The organism is Natronomonas aquatica, assembly GCF_024449025.1.
GTDB lineage: Archaea > Halobacteriota > Halobacteria > Halobacteriales > Haloarculaceae > Natronomonas > Natronomonas aquatica.
On the sequence record NZ_JAHLKM010000011.1, the window covers coordinates 1 to 14,732 of the forward strand.

The 14,732-nt window shown below is 64.1% G+C and carries 13 protein-coding genes; 6 read left to right on the forward strand and 7 right to left on the reverse strand.

Annotated features, from left to right (window positions below; genetic code table 11):
• The first annotated feature begins 182 nt into the window (after window positions 1–182).
• The gene (locus KM295_RS09425) at window positions 183–557 is read left to right on the forward strand and encodes a truncated hemoglobin (RefSeq protein WP_256029697.1); all 375 of its coding nucleotides are present in this window, start codon (window positions 183–185) and stop codon (window positions 555–557) included.
• Window positions 558–585: 28 nt separating this feature from the next.
• Here the strand turns inward: KM295_RS09425 and KM295_RS09430 are convergent, their stop codons facing one another.
• From KM295_RS09430 to KM295_RS09445, 4 genes are all read right to left on the reverse strand, one after another.
• Window positions 586–1,365 (reverse strand): CPBP family glutamic-type intramembrane protease, encoded by a 780-nt coding sequence (locus KM295_RS09430; RefSeq protein WP_256029698.1) that lies wholly within the window; start codon window positions 1,363–1,365, stop codon window positions 586–588.
• Between the two features lie 76 nt (window positions 1,366–1,441).
• Window positions 1,442–1,963, reverse strand: a complete 522-nt coding sequence (locus KM295_RS09435; RefSeq protein ID WP_256029699.1) for a winged helix-turn-helix domain-containing protein — start codon at window positions 1,961–1,963, stop codon at window positions 1,442–1,444.
• On the reverse strand, window positions 1,963–2,853 hold the full coding sequence (locus KM295_RS09440; protein ID WP_256029700.1) for an alpha/beta fold hydrolase: 891 nt from the start codon (window positions 2,851–2,853) through the stop codon (window positions 1,963–1,965). Before KM295_RS09440 ends, KM295_RS09435 begins: the two co-directional genes overlap by 1 nt.
• Before the next feature lie 63 nt (window positions 2,854–2,916).
• The gene (locus KM295_RS09445) at window positions 2,917–3,708 is read right to left on the reverse strand and encodes an enoyl-CoA hydratase/isomerase family protein (RefSeq protein ID WP_256029701.1); all 792 of its coding nucleotides are present in this window, start codon (window positions 3,706–3,708) and stop codon (window positions 2,917–2,919) included.
• 184 nt (window positions 3,709–3,892) lie between these two features.
• Here KM295_RS09445 and KM295_RS09450 point away from each other — a divergent pair, with 184 nt between their 5' ends.
• Window positions 3,893–4,954 (forward strand): DUF5305 family protein, encoded by a 1,062-nt coding sequence (locus tag KM295_RS09450; protein ID WP_256029702.1) that lies wholly within the window; start codon window positions 3,893–3,895, stop codon window positions 4,952–4,954.
• Window positions 4,955–4,979: 25 nt separating this feature from the next.
• Here the strand turns inward: KM295_RS09450 and KM295_RS09455 are convergent, their stop codons facing one another.
• Window positions 4,980–6,143: a signal peptidase I gene (locus KM295_RS09455; protein ID WP_256029703.1), complete on the reverse strand. Its 1,164-nt coding sequence runs from the start codon at window positions 6,141–6,143 to the stop codon at window positions 4,980–4,982.
• A 260-nt stretch (window positions 6,144–6,403) separates the two neighbouring features.
• On the opposite strand from KM295_RS09455, the gene KM295_RS09460 reads away from it, so the two are divergent.
• The gene (locus tag KM295_RS09460) at window positions 6,404–7,474 is read left to right on the forward strand and encodes a hypothetical protein (protein ID WP_256029704.1); all 1,071 of its coding nucleotides are present in this window, start codon (window positions 6,404–6,406) and stop codon (window positions 7,472–7,474) included.
• A 103-nt stretch (window positions 7,475–7,577) separates the two neighbouring features.
• Window positions 7,578–9,155: a DUF7504 family protein gene (locus KM295_RS09465; protein ID WP_256029705.1), complete on the forward strand. Its 1,578-nt coding sequence runs from the start codon at window positions 7,578–7,580 to the stop codon at window positions 9,153–9,155.
• Window positions 9,156–9,190: 35 nt separating this feature from the next.
• On the opposite strand, the gene KM295_RS09470 is transcribed toward KM295_RS09465, so the two are convergent.
• Entirely contained in the window at window positions 9,191–9,793 is a 603-nt protein-coding gene (locus KM295_RS09470) for a DUF7344 domain-containing protein (protein ID WP_256029706.1), read from the reverse strand.
• A 227-nt stretch (window positions 9,794–10,020) separates the two neighbouring features.
• A complete protein-coding gene (locus tag KM295_RS09475) occupies window positions 10,021–11,304 on the reverse strand; it encodes a polymer-forming cytoskeletal protein (RefSeq protein ID WP_256029707.1) in 1,284 nt (427 codons plus the stop codon).
• 424 nt (window positions 11,305–11,728) lie between these two features.
• Here KM295_RS09475 and KM295_RS09480 point away from each other — a divergent pair, with 424 nt between their 5' ends.
• Window positions 11,729–12,244 carry a hypothetical protein gene (locus KM295_RS09480; RefSeq protein ID WP_256029708.1) on the forward strand — a complete coding sequence of 172 codons (516 nt, stop codon included), beginning with the start codon at window positions 11,729–11,731 and terminating at the stop codon, window positions 12,242–12,244.
• Between the two features lie 74 nt (window positions 12,245–12,318).
• Complete coding sequence (locus KM295_RS09485) at window positions 12,319–14,691, forward strand: PKD domain-containing protein (protein ID WP_256029709.1); 2,373 nt, start codon at window positions 12,319–12,321, stop codon at window positions 14,689–14,691.
• Window positions 14,692–14,732 lie beyond the last annotated feature (41 nt).

The window sequence follows — 14,732 nt, forward strand, 5'->3', positions numbered from 1 at the left end:
CTACTCGCCTTCCACGGTCTAGTGGACAGACCGGGAGTTCACCGACAAACCTCGGCGTTCACGCCGAGGTAGGTGATATCCGTTCGGTATGGTACACTCCTCCAGTAATAAACCGAAAAATCGCTCAATCATTCAGGAGCCAACCGAACGGAATTTACCCCAGCGACGCTAACTCGTCCGATATGAGCGAGGAGACGCTGTACGATCGGCTCGGGGGCCAGGAGGGGATCCGCGCCGTCGTCGACGACTTCTACGATCGGCTGTTGGCGGACGACGAGCTGGGACCGCTGTTCGAGGACGCCGACATGGAGAAACTCCGGGAGACGCAGACGGATTTCCTCTGTGAGGCCGCCGGCGGCCCCGAAACGTACGACGCCGCACCGGTCAGGGGGGCGCACCTCCACGTCCCGTTCACGCCGGAACTCATCCAGCGGGCGATCGATCTCCTCTATGAGAGCCTCGAGGCGTTCGACGTGCCCGCGTCGGACGCCGACGCGGTCGTCGAGGCGATCGCGGCCTACGAGGCGGATCTGCTCGCGACCTCCGAGGAAGAGTAATCCGGCTGGCGGGGTCCTCTTCGAGGTGTTACAAAACACCGATCAGGACGGCTACCGCGTCGGGATCGGCATACCGGACGCCGATGTACCCGAACGCCGCCTGCGTCGCGTTGAACAGCCCGTGCATGACCGCGACGACGACGAGGTTGCCGGTGTACTCGTAGGCGATGGCGAGTACGAACCCGATCAGAAAGAGCACCGAGACGCCGAGGAGGCCGCCCACGAGACTCCCGTATCCGAAGACGTGGATCACGGCGAAAAGCGCCGTCGCAAGCGGGATGCCGGCGCCGACGCCGAACGCCTCCCGGATCCGGGTCTGGATGACACCCCGGAAGAGCAACTCCTCGGTGGGGCCCACGACGAGCAACGATAGGATCCCCAAAAGCGGGAAGATGAGGGGGTCCTGCTGGGCGAGTTCGAAGATCGCCTGCGGCTCCCGCTGGACGCCGAGACGCTGGCCGACGACGAAGACGGCGATCGAACCGACCAGCCAGAGGACGATCATGCTCACGAACCCCACACCGAGAGTGATCCACCCCTCCAGCGTCGGCTTCCGGACGCCGATGTCCGCGAGTGACAGCCCGCGATACCGGAGATACCACAGCGAGACGCCGGTAAAAAAGAGCAACTGGAGCGTGAGGACCGACAGCACGAAACTCCGCCGCGGCGTGAGTTCGACCCCCGCGGCGTCCAGAACGCGGGTGAGGACGAACGCGGCGACGTTGCCGCCGCCGTAGGCGAGCGCGGCGAGTCCGAAGGCGGTAGCGACCGCGAGAACGGGGGCCGGCATCCGTGTCCGGAGGGACATGCCGGCGCCTACGGCGGGGGGTCGAATAGGCCTGTTGTTCTTCGGTCCCCGTGGGAGTCGACGGCGGCGGCCGTCGCTATCGATCGCTCTCGTGGAGGCTCTCTAAGAGCTCCGGGTCGGTCCGGAACTTGAGGACGTTCGTCATCACCGAGTTCCGGAGGTTGTCGATGACTTCGCCGTGTGCTTTGTAGAACTCGTGGATCCACTTCGATTGGGCCTCCCGGGTCGGGAACATCATCACCGATTTCCACTGGTACTCGCCGTCCGAGAGGAAGTAAAAAAGCGTGTTCGAGGACCCGCGGATGGACTCCATGGCGGGGCGCCACCCCGACTCGAAGTGCTCGGGATCGAACTTGAACTCGAACAGCGAGAAATAAAAGTACTCCTCGTTGGGGATGATCGCCTCCCGGAAAACGCCCTCCTCTCGCATCCCGCGGATCGACTCCGAGACCGTGACGTGTGAGACGTCGATCCCGTATTTCTCCTCGAGGATGTCCGCCAGATCCCGCGAGGATAGCTGTGGGTCACGCGAGAGTTCCCGGAGCACCAGCACGTCCCGCTCTTTGAACTCCCACTCCGGGGGGGAGTTTGCGGCCACTACGCCTCCCCTCCTGCGCCGTCAGTTTCCGTGAGGAACGCCCGCAGCTCCTCCCGGTAGGCCTCGGGACGGTCCTCGAGCACCCAGTGGTAGGCATCCTCGAGTTCGACGACCCGTCCGTCGAGGTCCTCGGCCAGCCGCTCGCCGTACTCGACCGGCTGGAGAACGTCGTCGCTACCCCACAGACACAGCACCTCGGCGTCGATCGCGCCGTAGTCGATCTCGGTGGTGTGGTTCGTGTTCGTCGCCACCGCGGCGCGGGCGAGGGCGCGTTTGCCGTCCGCCCGGAGCCACGGGGCTTTCATCCCGGCGACGAATTCGGGGTCGGCCTCGCCGTAGGTTCCCTCGGCGAACGCGAAATCGAGTTTCCCCTCTAGCTCCCCGTCGCCGAGCGTCTCGGTCTCGGGGAGTCCGAGCCCCGAGACGAACTCGACGGGCCAGGAATCATAACAGACGGCGTTCGAGGCGACAAGCCGATCGACCCGATCGGGCGCACTCGCGGCGAAACGGAGCGCGGCGCCGCCGCCGATGTCGTGGGCGACGAGCGTAACCCGCCGTTCGCCCAGCCCGTCGAGCAACGCACCGAGCATCTCCTCTTGGGCGCGGATCGACCGATCGAAGCTATCGCGGCGATCGGAGTTCCCGTAGCCGAGCAAGTCGGGGACGATCACGCGGTACTTCTCTTCGAACGCGGGGGCGATCCGCCGCCAGAGAAAGGACCACGTCGGGACGCCGTGCAGGAAGACGAGCGTCTCGGCGTCCGTCGGTTCGCCGTCCGGCGATCCGCTGCCGGGACCGCCCTCGTAGTACGCCACCGACAGTTCGTGGCCATCGACGGAGACCGTCGTCTCCGATTGGGCCCCACTCCAGGCTTCGTGGTCGAACGACATGGCCCCCGGTTGTCGTTCCAGTGAAAAATAGATTCCCCACTGGCTCGAACAGCGTTAACCGACTCAGCGTCCCTCGAACTCGGGGGCACGGCCTTCTTTGAAGGCTCTCGCGCCCTCCTCGTGGTCGCGGCTGGCCAGCACCGACGCCTGGGCGGCCGCCTCGTTGGCGATCGCGTCCGGGAGGGTCGTATCGAAGCCCTGATCGATGAGCTGTTTCGAGGTCCGGAGCGCGACGGTCGGCCCGTTCGCGATCGGTTCGACGAACTCCGCCGCCCGCTCCTCGAAGTTCTCCTCGAAGACCTCGTTGAACAGCCCGAGGTCCTCGGCGGCCTCGGCGTCGAGGAGTTCGCCGGTCAGTACCAGCTCTTTTGCCCTACTCGTTCCGACCTGCCGGGGGAGAAGATAGGACGTGCCGGTGTCGACAGCGAGCCCGACCTGCCGGAAGCCGAAACTGATCTTCGCGTCGGCCGAAGCGAGCGTGATGTCTGTGGCGATCGCGAGGTTGGCGCCCGCCCCGTAGGCGACGCCGTCGACCTTCGCGATCGTCGGGAGATGAAACGCCGCGACCCGTTCGATCGCCCGACTCGTCTCCAGTCGGATCTCCTCGACGGTCTCGTGAAGCGGCGTCGATCCCTCGAGCCGTTCGGCCATCCCCTCGACATCCCCGCCGGCACAGAACGTCCCCTCCGTGCCGGTCACGACCAGACAGCGGACGTCGTCGGCCGCCTCGGCCTCGGCGACGGCGTCGGCGATCGCCCCCGACATCGTCGGGTTCAGGGCGTTTCGGTTCTCCGGGCTGTTCAGCGTCACCGTCGCGACGCCGTTTTCGATATCGAGTCGTACCGGATCGCTCATGACGGTTCGATATACGGAGCCGGGGTTATATCCGTTCGGTTGCCCCCGTCCCGTTTCTGTTTTACCCCTGTGTCCGTCCCGGATACCGGTCCGGCTCCGAGCCCCGAACCTTTTATCAATCGGGTCTCATAGACGAACCGAGAGTGTCCCGAATGCGAAGTCACCGAGGGAGGCCGGGTGTTCGATGTCGGCGTCGACGCGGGTAAAACACCAGGTGGCGGTGTACGGCGCCGTCGCCGGAGCTGTGCTCGTCGTCCTCGGGATCGCGGCGATCGCGGCGGGGGGATACGTGTACACGAACCCGCCGACCGAGGAGATCCCGCCCCAGGAGACCGACGTCCAGGAGTTCTCGGCGTCGATCGATCACAGCGCCGAGGTCGTCGAGACGACGCCGCTGTACGAATCCGGAACGACGGTCGAAAACCAGCCGGTCTATTTCACCAACGCGACGCCGGATCTCCGGATCGTAGCGACGGCGAACGTGCCGGACGACCGGCCGGTGAACGTCTCCCACGAGCTGACACTCTATCGGGAGATCACCTTCCAGGAGACCGTCTTCTGGGACGAACAGGAGATGCTGGCCGCCGACCGGACGGTCGTCGAGGACGGCCAACTGCGCATCGAGGCCGAACTCGACGTTCGCTCCGTCGCGGCCCGGAACGCCGAGATCGACGGCGTCCTCGCCGACGTCGGTTCGGTGACGACCGGCATCCGGCTGCGGACGACCTACGAGACCGAAAGCACCGACGGCGAACCCTACGAGGGTGAACTGACCACCGGCAGCCAGATTCAGATCACGGACCGGGCGTACTGGTTCCAGAGCGACTTCGGTGCCAGCGCGACCGAGAGCCAGACGACGGCGGGGTCGGTCCGCGAGCAGCCGCCGAACTTCACGCTCGTCGGCGCTCTCGGGGGACTCGGAATCCTGCTCGTACTCGGCGGGATCGGTCTCGCCTACTGGAGTTCCCGGACGGCGGACGTCCGGGACCTCGAAGAGCAGGTCTACCGCGCACGGTACGACGAGTGGATCTCGGAGGGCGATTTCCCGACCGACGCCGGCAAGCAATACGTCTACATCAACTCGCTGGAGGACCTCGTCGACATCGCGATCGACACCGGCAAGCGCGTGATACACGATCCGGAACTCGAGGTCTACGGCGTCGTCGACGAGGATATCGTCTACTACCACGCGAGCGATCCGACGACGGTCGACTCGTGGGTGAACTTCAGCCGCGGGGAGTCCTAATTTCCGGCTGACGGCAGGCGTCCGGTCACCGCAGCCAGCGTCGTAGTTTGACTCGCATCGGTATCGAACGGCGGTCCTGGCTGATCCGGATCGGGTCGAACCCGACCAGGAGGACCGCGATCAAAACGAACAGCGTCCCGATCACGAGGTTGATCGCGACGAGCGGGGCGACCGGGTGGACGGCATGGAGCGTGAGGATCGTCCCGGTCGGGAGGACCGCGAGATACCGGTACTCGTGGATCGTCCGCGTGTACGCGCCGGTCTCGGGCGGCGCTTCGATCGAGATCGTGACGTTCTCGGTCGTCCCGCCGGCGACGTACCGCTCTTGGGGTGTCACCGAGATTCCCGGGCTCGTCGGTTCGATGACCGTCACGACCGGGAGCGGCCCGTTGCTCGGGACCCGGTAGGTCACGTTCTCGGTCGTCCCCTGCTGGATGACGCTCGGGCCGGCCGCGTCCGATTGGGAACTCACGAACTGGAACTGCTGGGGCCCGGCCGGGACGAGCATGCTCGCGGTGAGCAACAGCACGAGCGCGACGCCCATGACGGCGATGACGGTGATCGGGCTCAGCATTTCGATCCGCCGGCTCCGCTTTCTGGACCGGTCCCGCCGGCCCGAGTTCTCGGCGACGCTCGCCAGCAGGTAGGTGACCGTCCCGAACCCAAGGAGGATGTACGCGAGCCCCTGGGTTCCGAGCAGGGCGCGCGTCCCGAGGATCCCGGCGAGCGTCTGCTGGAGCGATCCGACGGCCGCCCCGATCCCCATCACGACCACGCCGATCCCCGGGATGACGACGATGCTGTCGCCGATCTGGAGGGCCTTCGCCCTGATCTGGCCCTCCTGAACCGGCGGCTCGCTGCCGTCCTGGTCCGTGACGGGGTTGGCGTCGCCTTTGGTGATATACCCCGACTCGGTCTCCTCGACGACCCGGTGGGTGACGAGTCCACCGTCGTTGAGATTGACCGCATCGAAGACGACGACGTCGCCCGGCTCGACGGGGCCGGCGACGACCGGCGGGACCGCGACGAACCCGTCCCCCGGCTGTAGCTGTGGCTCCATGCTCCCGGTTTCGACGAAGCTGATCCCCATCGGGACGCCCAGCAGGCCGCCGACGATCGTCACCAAAAGAAAGAACCCCACGACGGCGGCGAACAGCCGCCACACAACCGAGAGGGGTGTCGGCGCCATCGCTATCGACCACCGGCCGGCCGGGAGCGTGAGTCGGGAGCGATCGGTACCATTGACGCATATCGGACGGTCTGTTCCGCCCGTCTCCGTTCGTATCGAAGGTGATACGGAGAAAAAAGGCTGTCCCCGTGCCGATCGACCCGGAGACGTGACCGGGGTAGAGACCGACAGCGGTGATTCTCTCGGTCGATTTTACCACAAGGTTTACTACTATACCACGAGTAGTTGTCACGAAAGTGGACTCGTGAGACTGTCCCAACATGACGAACGATACACCGACCGACGACCGGGCCGGCGTTGATTCGGCGTCCTTCGAGGAGTGGCTGGAGCAGGCCGCCGAATCCAAGGGTGTTCCCAAGCAGGAACTGATGAACCAGATGCTGTCGTCGTACTGGATCCTCGATGAACTGACCGGCCTCGTCGGGGAAGCCGAGCTCCAGTCCGGCATCGACCGCCAGTCGAAGGGCCCCGCCGACCCGCAGTCCGGGTCCGAAACCGGCGTACAGGCCCGCGATACCGGCGGAAACAACCAGAACATTCCGACCCAATCGCCCGACAGCGCTCCCACGGAGGGATCCGACGGTACCTCCACCGAAGAGAGCATCCACGAGATCCAGTCGGCCATTCAGCAACTCCTCGAGGCCCAGTCGGCGGAAGAAGAATCGCCGGGAACCGCCCCGACGCTCGACGGCGGCGTCGTCAGCGTCGTCTCCGAACTCCAGCGACAGGTCGGCAGTTTCGAATCGAAGATCGACGACATAGAGGACCGCCAGAGCTCGCAGTTCGACAGGCTCTCGAACGAATTCCAGTTGCTCATCGATCGCGTCGACGAACTCGAACGGCAGCGGGACCGGTTCGTCGAGCGGACGGAACTCGAACCCCTGTCCGACGACATCCGGGATCTGAACGACCGACTCGACGACCTCCGGGCGGAGAACGAAGACCTGCGGGCGGCCAACGAAGACCTCGAATCGCGCGTCGACCGGGAGTTCGACAACATCGAGGATCTCTTCCGCCGGCTCCTGAACGCCATCGACGACCTCGATGCGGAACTGGATACGGCGACCGAGTCCGTCCGGGACGACCTCGAGCCGATCGAAAGACGGGAGGCCGAGCGAAAGCAACTCGCGGACCTCAAGACCCAGGCGCTGAGCCGCGAGATCCGGCGCGGGTCCTGTGAGAGCTGTGGCCAGCGCATCGATCTGGCGCTGCTCGAATCCCCCGAGTGTCCGAACTGTACGGCCCGCTTCGTCGGGGTCCGTGACGGCGGCTGGAACCCGTTCCGGTCGCCGACGATCGAAGCGGAACGCCCGCCGATCGACGGCTCGTAACCGGACGTCCGTACTCAGGCCCTACAGACAGCATGCATCTCCAATTGCCTTCGACTGTATTGCCCCGATATCCCAGCCTCCCACACGTTCGATCTCGTCCCGTATGACCGGCACCGACGGCGATCCGGACGAAAACACGTCGGGAACCGACGGCGGAACGCGATCGGAACGATCCTCCGGGGACGCGTCCGGGTCCCGCTTTGGGGAGTTCTTGGATCGGCTCGAGGAGCGTGAAGCCGAACGAAAGCGTTCCGAGGCTGAATCGGACTCCGACGCGGCCGACAGTACGTCCGGAGTCGACTCGTCCGAGCCCCCCGGTGGATCCGCCGAAACGGAGCCCGAAACCGACCCCGACGGCTGGATGTGGGGATCCCCGAAGGGGAACTCCGAGGGGGATCCGGACGGGGACGCGGCCTCCGAAAGCGACGCCCCATCCGACAGGGCCGAACGCATAGAGCCCGAGGAAGCCCCAGCCGGGGGCTCGGACTCCGATACCGACCGGCTCTGGAACACCGATATCGATCCGATCGACGGGGACGAGGACGGAAACGAAGACGAGGATGGGGACGGAAACGAAGACCATGGCGATGACGGTGAGGAAAGTGAAATACGGGACGATCCTTCGGTCCGCCGATCCGACGCCGAGGACTTTACCCAGGAGCCACCGTCCTCGACGGAGACAGAGACGGAGACGGAGACGGAGACGGAACCGGAACCGGAGACGGAGACGGAACCAGAACCGGAGACGGAGACGGAGACGGAACCGGAACTTGAGCGTGAGCGTGAGGAGCCGAACGCGTCGGGGAGGAGAGATGGCGATGAGGACGCCGAACCGACGGATTCAGACCGGTGGTCAGAACTCGGTGCACGTCTCGGAACCGAGGACGTCGAATCCGATCAGGACAGGCGCTCCGGCACCGACGCGTCGGTCGGATCGGCGGACGCTACGGACTCCTCGCAGGACCGCCGGAGGACCGAGGGCAGCGAGTCGTGGGATGACCGAGACACGACGGTCGAGGTCCCCGGAGTCGATCGAACGTCCTCGGGCGGGACCGGAACGCCGACCGCGGCCGGGGTCCACGAGACGGAACTCGACCGCGTGACCTCGATCCCGAGTGTCCTCGTCCTCGGCCCGACCGGAACGTCCGTTTCGGACGCTATCTGCTCGCGGTTTCTGACCGGCGAGGAGGGGAGCCGGGACGTCCTCTTTGTGACCTTCGAGGAGCCGCCGGACGACCGGATAGACGTCTGTCACCGGGCCGACGAGTGGGCGGGCGGCGAGATCGGGATCATCGAAGTCGGCCGCGGGAGACGGAACGCCGCCACTTCCGAGATTACCGGCGGGGGAACCGTCGGATCGATCACCGTCAGACACGTCTCCAACCCCGGCGACCTCTCGAAACTCGGGATCGTGATCACCCAGTTACTCTCGAAGTTCGACGGGACGCCCCGGCAGACGGTGCTTTGTTTCCACACCCTTTCGGCGCTGCACAGCCAGATCGGGACCAAGACGCTGTTTCGGTTCCTGAACACCCTCCAGGGGCGGCTCCGGTCGTCGGACGCCCTCGGACACTACCATATGGATCCGGACCTCCACGACGAGATCGTCATCGAGACGCTGCGGCCGATCTTCGATTCGGTCGTCCGGTACTCAGAGGACGGCGAACTGGAACTCGAGTGACGAACAGCCCCGTCGGCTCCGGGGCCCCATTCCGGTCAGTCGGCGGTACTCTCGGCTCTGATCTCTGGCGGCGGCCCCTCGTCGCCGAGCCGCATCCGTCCCGCTTGAATCGTCTGCAGGACGGCCGAGATACCGAAAAGCAGCGTGATCACGCCGGCGATGGCAACTGTCGGGACGCTCTCGAGGACGCCGACCTCATAATAGGCCAACGCGACGAGCAGCCCGGAAACGATACTCAGGCCGAGATAGAAGTAACTCCAGGGGACGTTCCGGCCGGCGACGACCTCCAGATAGATCTCCGCGTTCGCGATCGGGTCGGTCAACTCGACGATCCCCCGGTCGTCGTCGTAGGCGACGAGTCCTCGCTTTTCGAGCGTCGGGAGGTGTGACTGATACAGCGAAATGTAGACCCGCTTTCGTTCCTGGGAGTCCAGCTCCTCGATCGGTTTGTCGTTCTCCCAGGCGGCGACCTGCTCGGCGATCGTCGAGACGTCGACCGGTTCGCCGGTCTGTTTCAGATAGTGGATCGCGTATCGCCGTCGGCGGTTCGAGAGCACCTCGTAGACGTCTTCGGTCGAGAGATCGGCCGACGGTTCCCTCTCCGATCGTGATTCCGCGGAGGGATCGGAAGCAGTCATTTATATATTTTTATCGTATCACTCCTTGAACCGACCAGTACTATAAAATGTCGTATTTATTTTTTCCTTCCACGCTGCCGGGCGACCGCTATCGGACGAACCATAGATCGGCGCCGGGTCGGAAACGCTCCATTCATTTCGAACGTTTCGTTCTACCCTGGACCGTCTCCGCCGTGTCGACCGCCCGGAGGGGTGGAAGCCGTGTGAGTCCCCGTCTCCGGAGCAGTTCACTCGATCGTGTAGTCTTCGCAGGCCATGCCATCGATCGTGGCGCCCGACGAACAGATCAACTGGACCGAAGCCGGATCGTCGGCTTGGGCCCCGCCTTTGATCTCTGAATTGGGCCCCATCTCGAGAGTTACGTCCTTGGTCAGGCTCACATCGCCGTCTACCTTGGCTTTCTCGCCCATCGTCAGCGAACCGCCGGTCGAGAGATCGCCCTTCACCTCGGCTTCCTTGCCGAGGTCGGTGTCGCCGCCGGTGGTAAGGCCACCCTCTATCTGGGCCTTCTCACCCAACGTCGCCGATCCGCCGGCGTCGGCGTCGCCTTTGATCTGGGCCTTCTCGGCCAGCGTCAGCGAGCCGCCGGCCGAGAGATCGCCTTTCACTTCGGCTTCCTTGCCGAGTCCGACGCTGCCGCCGGAGCCGGCGTCGGCGTCGCCTTCGATCTGAGCCTTCTCGCCGATGTCGATCCCACCGCTGGCGTCGGCGTCGCCTTTGATCTGAGCCTTCTCTCCCATCGTCAGCGAGCCGCCGGTCGAGAGATCGCCCTTCAGTTGAGCCTCGGCACCTAGATCGATGTCCCCACCAGCGTCGGCGTCGCCTTCGATCTGAGCTTTCTTTCCCATCTCGATCCCGCCGGCGGCGTTGGCGTCGCCTTTGATCTGGGCCTTCTCGCCGGCCTTGATCCGGCTGCCAGCGTCGGTGTCGCCTTTGATTTCGCTCTCGTCGCCCATGATGACACAGCCTTCGACGTCGACGTCGCCTTTGACCTGAACTTTCGAACCGAGTTCGACGTTCTTGTCCGAATCGACGTCCCCGTCGACGTTCTCGTTGATGACGCGCGTGTCACCGCCGCACTGCCCGATCCCCGCGACGTTCGCGGTGCGCGTGAGAGTAACGCTACTGGAGCCCGACGACGCTTCAAGCTGGAATTCGACGGTGTCAGGACGCTGTAGCGGATCGACGTCAACGCTGAAGGTTTCGCTTCCACCCGCGGGGATGGTCTTCTGTGACTCCCGGAGTGACACCCCGGTATCCGTGTTCGACGTCAGCGAAACCGAGACAGTCAGTGTCCCCTCGAAGTTGTTCGAGACGGTCACCAGCCGGGAGCCCGACGTCGGCGTCACGGGGTCGGCGATATCCAGCCCGACGAGGGCGTTCTGATCGGAGGCGACGCCGACGTTCGAGGCCCGGTCCGCGTCGATGGTAGTGAACGCGCCGACGCCGGTAAACGCGGCTATCGAACCGCCGACCAGCATGACCACGGCCAGGATCTTTATCACGTTCATCTTTGGACGGCAGGCGACGCCGGAAGTGTTTGCTTACCTAATCTACGTACTGTGGGCCTTTGTACCCCTCGGAACGTTTCATTCATTTCACCGGTAGAGTACCACGAGAAAGCCCCCTAACGCTGTTTCTCGGTCACATCATCGGCGCGATCCGCCGTCAAAACGGGTGAGGGAACGGCGACAGACAGCGATCGACCCGTTTCGGGGGATCCCGAACGCTCCCGCCGAAAGCCCCGATAGAACGAGGGTTAATCCTGCCTAACCCGGTCTTCACCCGAAATTAGGCGGCCGTACCACCCGGGTAGCCCATCCTAACGCTCCGGTAGGCCGGTCTTACAAAGAGGGTAGGGGTGTATGTACCAGGTAGAAGGTCGCCCGGTGCTCCGTTGGGGTGCCGGGTGACCGAGACACACGGTAATACACAATGAGACCCAAAGGAAAACTACTCGCACTGGTGGTAATGTTCGCCGCGGTCGGGCTGATCACAGCCACGGGCGCGTTTACGACTGTTGAAGCGGAACGGACGGCGACGGTTGACGTGGCCGGTGACTCCTCCGCGTTGCTTCAGATCGAGGCAGCAAACGATATCGACGAAGGAGCCGTTAGTAATGCAGGTAACGGAGCCGCGCAGATAGACCTGAATTCAGCCGGCCTTGGTGATGCTGCTGGACTTAATACCGAGGCAAACACAACATTGACACCGCTGGTCAACATCACGAACAATGGTCAAAACTCGGTCGAGGTTACTATTAGCGCCAGTACTGATGAAGGTAATGTGAATGATGTGATAGCAGTAGACGGCAGCTCGAACGGATTCACCCCGACATCAGTTGGTCCCGGAGATAGCGTTCAATTCGGATTGATCATGGATATCGGCGCCCTAAGTGATGGGGAAAACTTCGATATAACAATCGATATCACCGCTGAGGACGATTCATAGTATAATCAGTTATTGGCGGAGTTTGTTCCCCGTTAAAATAGGAGATAAACAACCCTAAATAAAACCCCGATAGCATGAACCTCCGCACAGCCCCCACAATTCTCACCGTCGCCGTCGTCTTCGTCCTTCTCGTCCCGACGGTCGCGATCTTCGGGACGATGGGGTCGCCGACGGACGGCCTCTTCGACGGCGAGCCGTCGGTGGAGATGCAGGCCCACGACGGCCCCAACGGTGAGTACGTGGCGGCTGCGGAGGACGGCCAGCTCGAGATCGACTTTTCCGATCCCGGCTTGAACAGCGAGGCCTTCACGGGCGTCGAGCGCGTGTTCGATTTAATCAACACCGACACGACGAACGTGACGGTGTGGGTGACCCACGACGGCGACGACCAGGTGACGCTGTACGAGGACGCCACCGGAGCGCCCTTGGAGAGCGAGGATTCGGGAGTCGTTCTCTCGCCGGGGGAGACTGTCACGGTGAGCATCGACGTCGACAGCACGGACGCGGTGGCGGGCGATCAGCTGCTCTCGACGGTGACGCTACACGCCAACTACGACGCCGCGGTACCCGATTTCGGCGTCGAAATCGACGACATCCCCGAGAGCGTTTCGGAGGGCGAGACGGTGACCGCCGAAACGACCGTCACGAACGACGGCGAGGCGGGCGGCGAGACGACCGTCGAGTTCCTCGTCGACGGCGAGGTGGTCGACAGCCGGACCCTCTCGCTCGAACCGGGCGAGAGTCAGGCGGTCGAATTCGAGTATACTGCCGGCGGCGATGACGCCACCGTTTCGATCCGGACTGGCGACAGTTCGATCGAACGCACGGTATCGGTTGTCACCTCCGGCGGTGGCTCCGGTGGTGGCGGTGGCGGGAGCGGGGGCGGAACAGATGCATCCGAAACGGGGGACGGGGAAGAGGAAACGGAAGGGGAAGGGGAAGGGGAAGACACCCAGGAAGACACGGCACCGGAAGAGACCGCCACGGACGAAGACGCGGGCGTCGAAGTCGAGTTCGAAGGAGACGAAACGGAGGAGACTGAAGGAGACACCTCCGAGGACGACAGCGGGGACGATCAGCCTTCGATGACCGTCCGCGAGATGGACGCTTCGGAACTCGACTCCGAAGATACCGACCGGCCGCCACAGGCGGTCATCAATTCCGAGACGGGGGGAACGAGTGAAGGAGCGGACGCCGAGGCGTTCGATACGATGACGCTCGTCGACGAGCCGACTGAACTCTCCAGCGAGCGCTCGACGATCGGCTCGGCGGAGGCGGTGACCTCCCGCGATCGGATCTCACGGATCGTCGACATTCAGGTCCCGTCGGACCGAGCAAACCGGCCCGGGACCGTCCGGATGCGCGTCGACCGCGACCGGCTCGGCGACGTCGACGGTGAGTCGACGATGATCGGCCATCGGACCGAGGATGGAGGCTGGGAGCTACTCGAGACCCGCGTCGTCGATCAGACCGAGGAGTCCATCGTCGTCGAAGCGCGCACACCTGGCTTCTCGCCGTTCGCGGTGTTCAGTCCGCCGAGCGTCACCTACGAGTGGACGCTACCGAATGGGACGGTACTGGAAGGCCAACGGATCGACCCCACGTTCGAGGAGCCCGGTTTCTACGACGTCCAGTTGACCGTCACTGATGCTCTCGGTCGCCAGAGCACGACGACTCACCGGATATTGGCAAACGACGTTCCAGAGGCGACCGTCGAGGTCGTCGACCGCGAGGGCGATGAGGTCACGCTCGCCGCGAACGTCACCGACGAGTTCGGCGAGACGGAGGTGACCTGGACGTTCCCCGACGGAACCGAAAAGACCGGCGAGGAAATCACCCACACGCTTGAGGAGGGCGAACACGAAATCAGCCTTCACGTCGTCGACGAGTACGGCGCCGAATCCGAAAGCGAACACACCGTCGCCGTCGGCCCACCCGGCGCAGCGGCACGGATGGAGACCGATGCGGTCGCTGACGCTCTGGGGATGGACCTGGGAGTGATCGTCCAGTTGGGACTCCTCTCAACGATCGGGCTGGCGCTGGCCGTCGGCTACCGGCGGTTCCCCTGGGGGATGTTCGCACCGAACCGTCGCCGTGGACCGGAGATCACGGTCGATGGATCCCCCGACGTCGACGCCGACGCCGGGCGGATCACGCTCGAGGAGTTCGCCGTCGAGAACGCGACCGAACTCGATACCGTCCGTATCGAGATCACCGACGACAGTGACCGGAACTTGATCCGAAAGCGGCTCGATCTATCGGGAATGACAAGCTACACCACCTCTCGGGAGACGGTCACCGTCCCACCCGGTATCGATATCGATCCCGAAGAAAGCTACACGATCCGCATCAAGGCGACCGACGCCGGGGGCCACAGCGCCGAACGGGACCTGTCGGGGATCGCCGCCGATGCGGACGACGGATCCGGTGCGAACTCGGTCGAATAAAAGCCGATATAAACAATCTTTATATATATTCGCAGTAACTC